The 12,111-nt window shown below is 71.1% G+C and carries 13 protein-coding genes and 1 pseudogene; 7 read left to right on the top strand and 7 right to left on the bottom strand.

Features of this window, described 5'->3' with window-relative positions:
* Positions 1–5: 5 nt before the first annotated feature.
* Positions 6–1,451 (bottom strand): xylulokinase, encoded by a 1,446-nt coding sequence (gene xylB / locus HJD23_RS38265; RefSeq protein WP_171107558.1) that lies wholly within the window; start codon positions 1,449–1,451, stop codon positions 6–8.
* A gap of 142 nt (positions 1,452–1,593) precedes the next feature.
* Between xylB and xylA the strand changes: the two genes are divergently transcribed.
* The 5 genes and pseudogenes from xylA to HJD23_RS44405 all read left to right on the top strand — a co-directional run bounded on the left by xylA (position 1,594) and on the right by HJD23_RS44405 (position 4,534).
* On the top strand, positions 1,594–2,760 hold the full coding sequence (gene xylA, locus HJD23_RS38270; RefSeq protein ID WP_171107560.1) for a xylose isomerase: 1,167 nt from the start codon (positions 1,594–1,596) through the stop codon (positions 2,758–2,760).
* 122 nt (positions 2,761–2,882) lie between these two features.
* A complete protein-coding gene (locus tag HJD23_RS38275) occupies positions 2,883–3,296 on the top strand; it encodes a hypothetical protein (protein ID WP_171107562.1) in 414 nt (137 codons plus the stop codon).
* Positions 3,297–3,408: 112 nt separating this feature from the next.
* Positions 3,409–3,776, top strand: a pseudogene (locus HJD23_RS44395) (zinc-binding dehydrogenase); the annotation flags it as partial.
* An 84-nt stretch (positions 3,777–3,860) separates the two neighbouring features.
* Positions 3,861–4,163: a hypothetical protein gene (locus HJD23_RS44400; protein WP_240981034.1), complete on the top strand. Its 303-nt coding sequence runs from the start codon at positions 3,861–3,863 to the stop codon at positions 4,161–4,163.
* A gap of 20 nt (positions 4,164–4,183) precedes the next feature.
* Positions 4,184–4,534, top strand: coding sequence for a PaaI family thioesterase (locus tag HJD23_RS44405; RefSeq protein ID WP_240980907.1), 351 nt, complete (start codon positions 4,184–4,186; stop codon positions 4,532–4,534).
* 65 nt (positions 4,535–4,599) lie between these two features.
* Here HJD23_RS44405 and HJD23_RS38285 read toward each other — a convergent pair whose 3' ends face one another.
* Together HJD23_RS38285 and HJD23_RS38290 are read right to left on the bottom strand one after the other, a co-directional pair.
* A complete protein-coding gene (locus tag HJD23_RS38285; protein ID WP_206325987.1) occupies positions 4,600–6,687 on the bottom strand; it encodes an AAA family ATPase in 2,088 nt (695 codons plus the stop codon).
* Positions 6,688–6,893: 206 nt separating this feature from the next.
* A complete protein-coding gene (locus tag HJD23_RS38290) occupies positions 6,894–7,097 on the bottom strand; it encodes a hypothetical protein (RefSeq protein ID WP_171107564.1) in 204 nt (67 codons plus the stop codon).
* A gap of 263 nt (positions 7,098–7,360) precedes the next feature.
* On the opposite strand from HJD23_RS38290, the gene HJD23_RS38295 reads away from it, so the two are divergent.
* A complete protein-coding gene (locus tag HJD23_RS38295; protein WP_171107565.1) occupies positions 7,361–7,543 on the top strand; it encodes a hypothetical protein in 183 nt (60 codons plus the stop codon).
* 4 nt (positions 7,544–7,547) lie between these two features.
* On the opposite strand, the gene HJD23_RS38300 is transcribed toward HJD23_RS38295, so the two are convergent.
* The 4 genes from HJD23_RS38300 to HJD23_RS38315 form a co-directional block, all read right to left on the bottom strand.
* Positions 7,548–8,939, bottom strand: coding sequence for a tannase/feruloyl esterase family alpha/beta hydrolase (locus tag HJD23_RS38300; RefSeq protein ID WP_171107567.1), 1,392 nt, complete (start codon positions 8,937–8,939; stop codon positions 7,548–7,550).
* Positions 8,940–9,173: 234 nt separating this feature from the next.
* Complete coding sequence (locus HJD23_RS38305; protein WP_171107568.1) at positions 9,174–9,998, bottom strand: hypothetical protein; 825 nt, start codon at positions 9,996–9,998, stop codon at positions 9,174–9,176.
* Positions 9,999–10,166: 168 nt separating this feature from the next.
* On the bottom strand, positions 10,167–10,463 hold the full coding sequence (locus HJD23_RS38310) for a hypothetical protein (protein WP_171107570.1): 297 nt from the start codon (positions 10,461–10,463) through the stop codon (positions 10,167–10,169).
* A gap of 116 nt (positions 10,464–10,579) precedes the next feature.
* Complete coding sequence (locus tag HJD23_RS38315; RefSeq protein ID WP_171107571.1) at positions 10,580–11,179, bottom strand: class I SAM-dependent methyltransferase; 600 nt, start codon at positions 11,177–11,179, stop codon at positions 10,580–10,582.
* 152 nt (positions 11,180–11,331) lie between these two features.
* On the opposite strand from HJD23_RS38315, the gene HJD23_RS38320 reads away from it, so the two are divergent.
* On the top strand, positions 11,332–12,105 hold the full coding sequence (locus HJD23_RS38320) for an MHYT domain-containing protein (protein WP_171107573.1): 774 nt from the start codon (positions 11,332–11,334) through the stop codon (positions 12,103–12,105).
* Positions 12,106–12,111 lie beyond the last annotated feature (6 nt).

Here is a 12,111-nt window from a genome sequence, read left to right on the forward strand (position 1 = left end):
TGGGCTCAGCGGCTCTCGGGGCTCCGCTCCAGCAGCGGGGCCGCGTCGGAGAGTACCCCGGAGATCCTGGCCAGCGTCTCCTCGTCCCGCTCGACCGCGTCCAGCACCGGCCCGCGCGTGGTGTTCCAGCGCCGGGCGACCGCGGCGGGGTCCTCGCCGGTGAGCAGGCCGGCCGCCTGGGCCGCCGCGCCGAGCGCGACCAGTTCCCTGGCCTCGGGGACCTGGACCGGGCGCCCGGAGAGCCGTCGTACGGTCTGCTGCCAGGCCGTGCCCCGGGCGCCGCCACCGATGAGCAGCAGCGGCGTCGAGCGGTCCGCGTCCTCGTCCAGGACCAGGTCCAGGGCGCCCAGCAGCGCGTGCACGGCACCGTCGTAGGCCGCCTGCAGGAGCTGACCGGCGGTCGTGTCGTGGCGCAGGCCGTGCAGGAGACCGGAGGCGTTCGGCAGGTTGGGAGTGCGTTCGCCGTCCAGGTAGGGCAGGAGCGTGAGGCCGGTGGTGGGTTCCACGGCCTCACGGTCGAGGCCCAGCAGGGTCGCGAGGCGGTCGACGGCGAGCGTGCAGTTCAGGGTGCAGGCCAGCGGCAGCCAGTCGCCGTGCGCGTCGGCGAAGCCCGCCACGGTTCCGGTCGGGTCGGCCGGGCGGTGCTTCGACACGGCGTACACCGTGCCCGAGGTGCCGAGGCTCAGCACCGGCGTACCGGGACGCAGGCCGAGGCCCAGCGCGGCGGCGGCGTTGTCGCCGGTGCCGGGCGCGACCAGGGTGCCCTTGGAGAACGGCAGGTCGTGGCTGTCGCGGACGGTGCCCGCCACCTCGCCGGGTCGGACCACCCGGGGCAGCAGCGCCGGGTCGAGCCCCACGTGCGCGAGGATCTCCGGGTCGTACGACTCGCTGCCCGACGCCCACCAGCCCGTACCGGAGGCGTCGCCGCGGTCGGTGGTGCCCTGGCCCGTGAGGCGCTCGGTGAGGTAGTCGTGGGGGAGGCGTACGGCCTTGGTGGCCCGGACGGACTCCGGCTCGTGCTCGGCGAGCCAGGCCCACTTGGTGACCGTGAAGGACGCGGCGGGCACGCTGCCCGTGCGGTCCGCCCAGAACTTCGCGCCGCCCATCTCCTCGACCAGTCGGCGCGCCTGCGGCGCAGAGCGCACGTCGTTCCACAGCAGGGCGGGGCGTACCGGCTCACCCCGGTCGTCCAGCGTGACGAGACCGTGCTGCTGCCCGCCGATGGACACCGCGGCGGCCTCGTGGGCGGGCTCCCCGCACTGGCGCAGCGCCTCGCACAGGGCCTCCCACCACTGCCGCGGGTCGCTCTCCCGTCCGGCGCCCGACGTGACGGTGTGCGGGGCTTGGCCGCTCGCGACGACCTCGCCGGTGGCCGCGTCCACGACCAGCGCCTTGGTGGACTGGGTGGACGTGTCCACGCCGACGACGAGCGGACCCTCGGCTGCTGACATCGGGCTTCTCCCTCTTCCGCGGCTCGGGATGTGCTGTCAAAGACACCTTGTCTCTTCCCAGGTCTCTTCCCAGCGGTGCGTTCGCATACTAATTTGTAAACGGCCATGACGAAATAGTCTTCCGCACGCAAGGAGCCGCGGTATGAACTACCAGCCCACCCCCGAGGACAGGTTCACCTTCGGCCTGTGGACCGTCGGCTGGCAGGGAAGGGACCCGTTCGGCGACGCCACGCGGCGTGCTCTCGACCCGGTCGAGACGGTGCAGCGCCTGGCCGAGCTCGGTGCCCACGGAGTGACCTTCCACGACGACGACCTGATCCCCTTCGGATCCTCGGACACCGAGCGCGAGTCGCACATCAAGCGCTTCCGCCAGGCTCTGGACGCGACCGGTATGACCGTCCCGATGGCGACCACCAACCTCTTCACGCACCCCGTCTTCAAGGACGGCGCGTTCACCGCCAACGACCGTGACGTCCGCCGGTACGCGCTGCGCAAGACCATCCGCAACATCGACCTGGCGGTGGAGCTGGGCGCCAGGACGTACGTCGCCTGGGGCGGGCGCGAGGGTGCCGAGTCCGGTGCCGCCAAGGACGTACGCGCCGCCCTCGACCGGATGAAGGAGGCGTTCGACCTCCTCGGCGAGTACGTCACCTCCCAGGGCTACGACCTGCGCTTCGCGATCGAGCCCAAGCCGAACGAGCCGCGCGGCGACATCCTGCTGCCCACCGTCGGTCACGCCCTGGCGTTCATCGAGCGACTGGAGCGGCCCGAGCTGTACGGCGTCAACCCCGAGGTCGGGCACGAGCAGATGGCCGGGCTGAACTTCCCGCACGGCATCGCGCAGGCCCTGTGGGCGGGCAAGCTGTTCCACATCGACCTCAACGGCCAGTCCGGCATCAAGTACGACCAGGACCTGCGCTTCGGCGCCGGCGACCTGCGCTCCGCCTTCTGGCTCGTCGACCTCCTGGAGAGCGCCGGTTACGACGGCCCCCGCCACTTCGACTTCAAGCCGCCGCGGACCGAGGACCTCGACGGCGTGTGGGCGTCGGCCGCGGGCTGCATGCGCAACTACCTCATCCTGAAGGAGCGGGCGGCCGCTTTCCGCGCCGACCCCGAGGTCCAGGAGGCCCTGCGCGCCTCCCGCCTCGACGAACTGGCCCGGCCCACGGCGGCGGACGGCCTGCAGGCCCTGCTCGCCGACCGCACGGCGTTCGAGGAGTTCGACGTCGAGGCGGCCGCCGCGCGCGGGATGGCGTTCGAGCGGCTCGACCAACTGGCGATGGATCATCTGCTGGGCGCGCGCGGCTGAGGCAGTACAGGGCGTGACCCTCGCGCGGAATGCCACGGAATCGTGCGATCCATGGCATGAGTCCGTGTCAACCACCGCGTGGGGGTCGCGGCCCGGGTGGCCGCCCCGCGACCCTGGTCGCTATGGCCATGCCGCCCGTACCGCCTCAGCCGCCCGGGCCGCCGGGTGAGACGCCGCCTCCGGGCGGCGGTTTCGGACCGCCCACCACGCAATTCGGACCCGTACCCCCGCGACGGCGGCGCAGCCCCGTCCTCCTCGCCCTGGCCGTGCTCGTGGCCGTCGCGATCGTCGTCGCTGTCGTAGTCCTGACCGGGTCCAGGAGCGACGAGTCACCGGACGGGAAACCGACCACCGGCAACAGCACCTCGGCGGAGCCGAGCTTCACCATCCCCACCGAGCTGCCCACCAGGCTGCCGAGTGGATTGCCGTCACTGCCGTCGCAGTTCCCCACGGAACTGCCGAGTGAGATACCCAGCGAGATACCGAGCGATCTGGAGTCCCTGATCCCGGACCTCCCGGTCGACACACTGCCCTAGGTGTATTGCCCTGTGAGACACCTCAGGGCTCTGACTCGTCAAGCGGCGGCAGCGAGTTCGACGGGGAAGGCGGTTTGTTCGTCGAACAGCTTGCGGTGCTGGAGGCGGTGGTGTCGCCCCCCACCTCAAGGCCCGCCCCGGAGCACGGGTGCTGGTCGTCGCCCGCGGCAGCATCGGCCTGTACGTGTGCGACATCGCTCGCGCCCTCGGCGCCTCCGAGGTGCTCTGCGTCGATCCGGAGCCCGAACATCGTGCGATCGCCAGGGGGTACGGCGCCGCCACGGCCGAAGCCCTGGAGCCGATCCGCAGAGCTACGACATCGCCGTCGAGGCCACTGGCCGTGTCGACCAGCTCGCCCTGGCCGTCAAGTGCCTGGCACCGGAAGGGATCTGCGAATCGGCGGGCCATCACTTCCGTCCCGGCGAACTGCCCCTGCTCGACATGTACCTCACCGGCGTCACCCTGCGCATCGCCCGCGACGGCGCTTCAAGCCCGTCTTCGTCCGGGCCGATGACTGACCACACCCGAACCTCGCCCCACCACCCCACCGCACCAAGAAACCCGATGTACACCTCCCTCACCGACCCGCCCGCACGAGCGACAGCCGAGGACCTGGAGCACCAGAAGGCGGCCATCATCCGCCTTGGGCACGAACTGCGCGCCCTGGTGGAAGCGACGGTTCGAACCGCCGCCTCCCCGGACACCCGCCACTCCGTGGCGGACGCCGTCCGTCACGTCACCGGTCAGCTGACGGGGCGACGGCGCGCGCGTGCGGAGATTCCCGAGGTGGACGAGTTCCCGGCGGGGCACGGATGTACAGCCCCGTCACCGGGGCCGGCAGCCCGCTGGCCCCGCCCGTGCACGTAACGCCCACTTCGGACGGCCTGATGGGCCACTCCACGCTGGGCATCGCCCACGAAGGCCCGCCCGGGTACGGCCACGGCGGCATGAGCGCCATGCTCCTGGACGAGGTCATGGGCCGCGCCTGCGTAGCCGCGGGAATGCCCGGCCTGACCGTCTCCCTCCGGATGCGCTACCACCGGCCCGTCCCGCTGGAAACACCGCTGAGGATCTTCGGTCGAGTCGCGGGCACGGACGACCGCAAGATTTCCGTGACCGGGTCGATCACTAACCAGGAGGACCCCGCCGCGGACCTGGTCACAGCCGACGGAGTCTTCGCCACACCTGACCTTCGTCGCACCCGCGCCCTCTTCCCCGACCTGCAAGGAGAATCGTGACTGTCCCGGGAGTGAGCCAGCGCCACGGTGGGCGCAGGCCTTCGCCTGAGCCGGACGGTGATGCGTCACACGGGCTCGACAGTGATCGTGCAGAGCCTCTTGGTGGCCCGAGTCAGAGCCACGTAGAGATCTTTCTCCCCGCCGGGCCGGGCCGTGATGATCTCCTCGGGACTCACGACGACGACCTCGTCGAACTCCAGCCCGCGCGCTTCGGACGCCGGCACGAGGCGCGCATGCTCTGCGATCCCCGCGGCCGTCAGCTGATCCAGCCTCGATTCCGCGCAGATCACCCCGAGGAGTTCGCCTGGGTACGCGGCGGTCCGAGTCCGCAGCTCCCGGGCGAGGGTGGCGACAAGCGCATCCGGCTGCGTCGGCACGGTGCGAGGAGTCTCACCACGGCGCAGGGACCGTGTCGGCGTCTGGTCCGGAGCAATCCGTACGAGAAGCTCTCGGGTGGTTTCCAGGATCTCCTGAGTGGTGCGGTAACTGACGGTCAAGGTGTGGAGGTTGAATCGCGGACCGACATGGGGGCTCAAGGCCTCCTTCCAGTCACGTGCTGTCGTGACTGGGCCCGCCTGGGCGAAGTCGCCCACCAGCGTCATCGCCCTGCCCGGGCATCGTCGTACGATCATCCGCCATTGCATGGCGGTCAGCTCCTGTGCTTCGTCGACGACGACGTACCCGTACGTGCGCTGCGGCGGGCCGTCGAGCAGGCTCGCTGCCTCGTCCAGGAGAGGCACATCGGCATCGGTCCACGAGTCTTCCGAACCGCGCAGCAGGCGTGACCGCTCGTATTCGGTCAGCCCGGGCAGGTGTTCGGCGAGACTGTCCGAGTCTGTCAGGAGAGCACGCACGAGTCCGCTGGGCACCAGTCGCGGCCACAGCGTTTCCACAGTGCTGTCGACGTGGGCGTCGTCCAGGAGGCCGGCCCGGACGGCGGCTGCGTCAAACTCATCGGCCGGTCCCGTGGCGGGTGCGTCATCGTAACCGAGGTGGCGCAGATCGGCCGCCGTCACGCGGTCGAGGTCTGTGCCGGTCAGTGTGGCGACTTCGGTATCGATCTGCTCCAGGATGTCGCCCGTGCTGCGCTCCAGCGCGTCGGTGAGGGCGTCGACCAGGAGTTCTTTGAACACCTGACGTGCGGGGTTGTGTCCCAACCCGGTCGCCACGGCGGCGTCTCGCGCCGTGGCGACAACCTCGTCATGAAGGCGAACCGATTCGTGTCCGATCCGCACGGTGAGGCTGCCGCTCGGAGCCTGGTGGCAGCGCACCAGGTCGGCCAGTGCGTCGGCCATCGCCGAACTGCCCTTGAGACGCGCCACATCGAGCGGCTCGGCCGTTTCCGCGAAGATCCCGGCCAGTTCCTGGCAGGTCGCCAGGACGACATCGTTTTCGCCGAGCGAAGGCAGGACCTGGGAGATGTACTCGAGGAACCGTGCGTTCGGACCGACCACCAGGACACCGTGCTCGGCCACGCGCGGGAACGCATACAGGACATAAGCCGCCCGGTGCAGGGCGACCACCGTCTTGCCGGTGCCGGGGCCGCCCTGGACCACTGTCACCCCGCGGTGCGTAGAGCGGACGATCTCGTCCTGCTCGGCCTGCAACGTCGCGACTGCCGCCTGCATCCGACCCGTACGCCGCGCTGAAAGGGCCTCCATCAGCGGCCCGTCACCCACGACGTCTCCAGCAGTCGGAGCGGAGCCGTCCAGCAACTCGTCGCTCACCGCGACCACCGTGCGCCCCTCCAAGCGAAGGTGGCGGCGGCGCCGCAGGCTCATCGGGTGGACCGGCGTCGCTTCGTAGAAAGGCCGCGCAGCGTTCGCACGCCAGTCCACCAGTAGGGGCAGGTCTTCCTCGTCCGTTTGCATGCCGAGCCGGCCAATACGCAAAGCGGTGCCGTCCGCCCGGTCGATCCGCCCGAAGGCCAGCCCGTTTTCGGCTCCTTCCAGCCGGCCGATCTCCTTCGCCAGACGTTGAGCGGCGACCTCTCGCTCGTGCGCCTCGCTTGCACTCTCGGCCGGGGTCTTGAGTACATCTGCCAAACGTGTCTGTGCCTCGGAGAGTCGCTCGGCGAGCAACTCGTACAGAGTGGACACGTGGGCTTGTTCCAACTCGACCTGGCACGCAGCGGGGTCGTCAATCTGCGACAACAGGAGGCTCCTCCAGACAGCGGGTTGAGTTTGTAGTCGGTGTTGGCCACGAGTGTTCTCGCATCTGGCCTCTGATCTGCTCGTATCGGCGACGCCGATGCGCCACACGCCCACAGGCGACGGCGGAAGAACGGCGGGGTTCCATCAGCGGTCGTAGTGCACGACAGGCTCGGCCCGCATGAGATTCGGGCCCGTGCCCGCCGCCTTCACGACAGCAGGAACACGGGAACCGACCGCGTGTCCGAGGAGACCTTCTCGTGGCGCGGCGGGCCGACGCCCGGGCGGTCAGTTCGCGGGCCCTGGAGCACGGCCCGGAAGGTCGGCGCCGGGTCGTTCCACAGATGCTGCGGCGCCGGTACGGCGTCGGCGGGCCGCCCGTCGCGAGCGATGCGGCGGGGGTAGCGGGGCAACGTGTGGGAATCCTCTGCACAGAGATGGCCGCATTCCTCAAATTTGACTACCTTGGTCAAGGTCGCCGAGGGTACAGCATTCCTTCGACTCACCCGGCATGCTGGAGCTGTGACCCCGATCACTCGTTGTCTCTCAGGGGTGGCTCGGGGTCGAGCATCAGGGATGTCTCAGGGTGCGTCTCAGGGACGCGGTCGGAACCGCCGGAAACGCGGGCCCGTTTTCAGAACAGAGAGCGGCAGTGGCCGCGAAGGAGGCGACACACATGACGAAGAACGCGAAGATCGCCGCAGGAGGTGTGGCGGTCGGGCTCATCCTGTTGATCTGGCTGCCTTGGTGGGCCGCGCTGCTGATAGTGCTGGGCGTCCCGGCCGCCGCGTACCTCGCGCTGGACCCGTCGCAGCGCCGCAGGCTGCGCCGGGCCACGCGCAAGGAGCTCGGCCGCTGACGCTCTACCGACCCGGAGCGGTCCCACCGTCCAGCGCACACGAGTCGACCACATCACCGCCCGCAGGCCGGCCGACGGTCCGGTCCGCGGGCGGCCGGGCACCTCGCTCCACCCATGCGACCAGCACATCGAAGGCCGATCGATAGCAGGGCAGGATCGGCCGCAGCCGGTCGGGATGGGTGTCGTACAGCCCGTCGACATGCGTACCTCCCTGCACCGTGTAATAGCGGTGCAGCGGTCCACGCCCCCGGGCGTCGACCATGTGCGCGTACACGTCGGAGTCAGCGGCCTTGGGCAGCAGCGTGTCCATGTCCCCGTGCAGCGTGATCAGCGGCTTGCCGATACGCCCGGTCAGCGCCACCCGGGCCACGGCGCGATGGACGGAGGGCGGGCGCGAGGCGTAGTCGTAGGTCGCGTCGGACGCGCAGGGCGCGAGGATCTCCTCGGGCGTGGTCCCGGCGGACGGTCCGGGGCAGGCGGGGTCGTACGCCGGGTCGAACTCCGCGCGATAGGTCTTCTGCGTGACGCCCCAGTACGCCCTCTCGTGGTACGGCCACAGGAACTCCGAGCCGCGCGCGAAGCCCACGGCGTACATGTCCTCGTCCGACGCCGAGCCGTGACTCCGCGCCATCGCCGTGGGCAGGGAGGTGAGCAGATTCGGCCCGTCCGCCGTCCACAGGGCGCCCTCCCAGTCCACTCCGCCGTCATACAGCTCCGGATGGTTCTCCAGTTGCCAGCGCGTCAGATAGCCGCCGTTGGAGATGCCGGTCATGTACGTGCGGCGCGGAGCGTGCCCGTAGCGCTGGGCCACGACCTTGCGAGCCGCGCGCGTGAGCTGGGTGGTCCGCGCGTTCCACTCGGCGACCGCGTCCCCGGGCCGGTCGCCGTCACGGTAGAAGTCGGCGCCGGTGTTGCCCTTGTCGGTCGCGGCGTACGCGTAGCCCTGGGCCAGCGCCCGGTCGGAGATCGCCTTGTCCGTCGCGTACTGCCTGCGGGTACCCGGGGCCCCGGTGACGACGAGGCCGCCGTTCCAACGGTCCGGCAACCGGATCACGAACTGCGCGTCATACCGCCAGCCGTGCGTGGCGTTGGACCGCGACGAGTCCGGGAAGTACCCGTCGACCTGCATGCCTGGTACCCCGGACGGTGTACGGGTGGCGTGGGCCGTCAGCCCCGCCTGGTCGGCGAGGTCGGTGTAGGGCGTACCGGCGAGGCCCGTGGTGGTCAGGTCGTTCAGACAGGCCGTCTGCTGAAACGCCGCGCCCGGAACTCGCACGCGGTCCTGGCGGGCGCAGTGGGCATCGCCGCTTTCCTTGGCGACGGCCGGGGTCGGCCCCGTGAGGGCCGCGGCCAGGAGAGCGGCGGCGAGCAGGGGAACGCCGGGGGACGGACGCATGCGGGCCTCCAGGGCGGAACGACAGGGCACGGCACGGGGCCGAGCCGAGGGCTGCCCCATCGTGCGGCGCGCGCTGCGCGTCTTCCATGGAGTGGCACCACATGCCGTTCAGCCGAGGCATGGGCGGCCCACACAGGTCGGGAAGTCCTCGTCGCTCAAGGGCACCGTGCTCCGGCACGACGTCCGGAGCGGGAGGCCCCGTGACCGGCGGCCCGTCTCAGTCGGCCGTACCGTTCAGTTCGGCCGTACCGCCATCTTGTCCAGCGCCTCCAGCAGAGCCGGCAGCCTGGGCCCCCGGCCCACCGGCAGAACCTCGCCGGGCTTGTCGTCGAGCAGCAGGAACGCCATGTCGTCGGTCCTCGCCACCAGCGACCAGCCCGGGCCGTCCGCACGCAGTGTGCGCGCGTCGCCCGGCGCGAAGGACGACCGGACACGGCCCAAGGGAGGCGGCGTGTCCACGTACGCGTGTGCCTCCGCCAGGACGCGCCGGATCACGCTGCGCTCGGGGCCGACCTCCCCGTCCTCAGTGGGCGCGGAGTCGGCCTCGGGGCTCACGAAGTCCTCATGGTTGACCTGCTCCCGCCACAACGTCCACTGCACCGCGATCTCGTCCGCCCCCATCCGGCGCTGGGCCGATCCCCAGCCGGTGGTGTCCGGCGGCGACAGCGGCGGGCAGCCCGCGACCTCGGGGTCGGGATCGTGCGGCGCGGGCACCCCGGGAGCCGCGACGGCGACCGCCAGCGGCCAGCCCGGCAGGGCGGCGACCACGGAGCGCTCGTCCGGCGACAGGTCGTACTCCATGCCGCAGTCCCAGGAGGCGATGGCGACGGCGACCAGCGACACGTCGTCGGTGACGACCGTCCACCGCGCGCCCTCGCCGTCCTGGCCGAGCACCAGGCCGTACCCGTCGGCCAGCGGCGCGAGACCCAGCGCCGCGCAGGCCTCCGGGTAGTCGTCGCCCAGCACGCTCGGGAACTGCGCCGGCGTCAGCAGCACCGCCGTGAGCACATAGAGCGCGTCGTCCGCGGCGGCGACGGCGTCCTCGTCCGTCCCGGCCATCCCAGCCTCCCCAGGAGTTCGTCCAACGGCGCGCACCCTAGTGCGACCGGAAGCCGCTTGTCACGACTCCGCGGCCCACCGGACCTGCGGTTGTCCGGCCGGGCAGGGCCACAACGACTGCCTGTCGACCGGCCGGAAAGGGGCGAAACGACCATCACTGCCCGTACTTCAGGCCGTCGGCAGCCCCAGCAGCGTGCGTGCCACGGTCCGCGGCGACTCGTCGCGCTCCCGCGCCAGCGCGATGACGGCCCGGCACGCCAGCTCGTTCACCCCGAACGACAGCGCCTCCGGAGACACCCACCCCGCCGCCTCGTCGATGCGCTCCTGGTCGTCCTCGGCGCACGCCGACACGTACGCGGCGGCGGCCTCGAACAGATTGTGCGTACGCCGGTCCGGACCGGCCTTCCGCTCCGCGCGCGCGGCAGCGCGGAACCCGGCCCAGGCATTGCGAACCCTGTCCAGCACAGTGATCACCTTCCCCCTCGTGGCTTGTCTCGCCGATCGTTTCACCCGCCGCTACTCAACGTAGAGTTGGAGCTGCGGCGGCAGAAGGGGGAAGGCGCGGTGAAGCGCCGGGCCGGTCAGCTCTCGCGGGCGGCCAGGGCGAGGAAGCGGTCGTCCTCGTCGACGTACGACGTCATGGTCCACCCCGAACCGGCCAGCAGCGGCCGGAGGTTGGGCTCCGCGCGAAGGTCGTCCGGGGTGATCCGCCGCCCTTGGCGGGCGGCGAGCGCCGCGCGGCCGATGGGGTGGAAGAGGGCGAGCCTGCCGCCGGGACGCACCACGCGCGCCAACTCCCGCAGGTTCTCTGCCGGGTTGGGCAGGTGGGCGATCAGACCGGCCGCGAACACCGCGTCGAGCGACTTCGAGCGCACCGGCAACGCCGCGACGTCGGCGAGCAGCAGCCGCCCGTCACGGTCCCGTCCGGCCCGCACGGCGGCCCGCAACATGGCCGGGGTCAGATCGACCCCGAGGACCACTCCCGAGGCGCCCACGGCCGCACGCAGCGGCGGCAGGGCACGTCCGGTGCCACAGCCCGCGTCGAGGACGCGGCCGCCCTCCCGCAGGCCGAGCTCGGCGACCGCGGCCTCGTAGGCGGGGCCGTCGTCGGGGAACCGGCTGTCCCAGTCGGCCGCACGGGCCGTGAAGAACTCCTGGACGTGCGTACGGTCGTCGCTCATGTTCGGCATGATCCCTCACTGACACGGAGGACGCCTCGGCGCACATGTTCGAGCGGGAGGCGATCGTTCAGGTACATCTCTGCGTCATATTCCAACAGCTTTCGAACTGCGCCCCCTTTGTGCGCCCCTGTCCCGACTAGCGTCCCGGGGTCATGGGACACCTGGACCACGCCGCCTTCGGCTGGCTGACCCCCGTACTGTCGTACGTCATGGCCTGCACAGGCGCCGCACTGGGCCTGCGCTGCACGGTCCGAGCGCTCGGCGCCACCGGCCGCTCGCGCCGCAACTGGCTGATCACGGCCGCCTCGGCCATCGGCACCGGCATCTGGACCATGCACTTCGTGGCCATGCTCGGCTTCAGCGTCAGCGGGACCGAGATCCGCTACGACGTACCGCTCACCGTCCTCAGCCTGCTCGTGGCCATGATCGTCGTCTGCGCCGGCGTCTTCGCGGTCGGCTACGGCCGCGACCGGGCCCGCGCGCTGCTCCTCGGCGGCCTCACCACCGGGCTGGGCGTGGCGAGCATGCACTACCTGGGCATGGCGGCGGTACGCCTGCACGGTGACGTGACGTACGACCCGATGCGCGTCGCCCTCTCGGTCGTGATCGCCGTCGTCGCGGCGACCGCGGCCCTGTGGGCGGCGCTCAACATCAAGTCGCCCGTCGCGGTCACCGTCGCCTCCCTCGTCATGGGCGTGGCCGTGAGCAGCATGCACTACACCGGGATGTTCGCGGTGCGCGTGCAGGTCACACCCTCCGGCGAGGTCCTGCCCGGGGCCACGGCGATGCAGTTCGTCTTCCCCCTCGCCGTCGGCCTCGGGTCCTATCTCTTCCTGACCTCCGCCTTCGTGGCGCTGTCGCCGACGGCGGGGGAGCGCGAGGCATCCGCATCGGCCCAGCGGCCCGTCGAGAGCGCCGCCCACTGACGGCGC

The sequence above is a fragment of the Streptomyces sp. Z423-1 genome (assembly GCF_013009255.1).
Taxonomy (GTDB): Bacteria; Actinomycetota; Actinomycetes; order Streptomycetales; family Streptomycetaceae; genus Streptomyces; species Streptomyces gossypiisoli.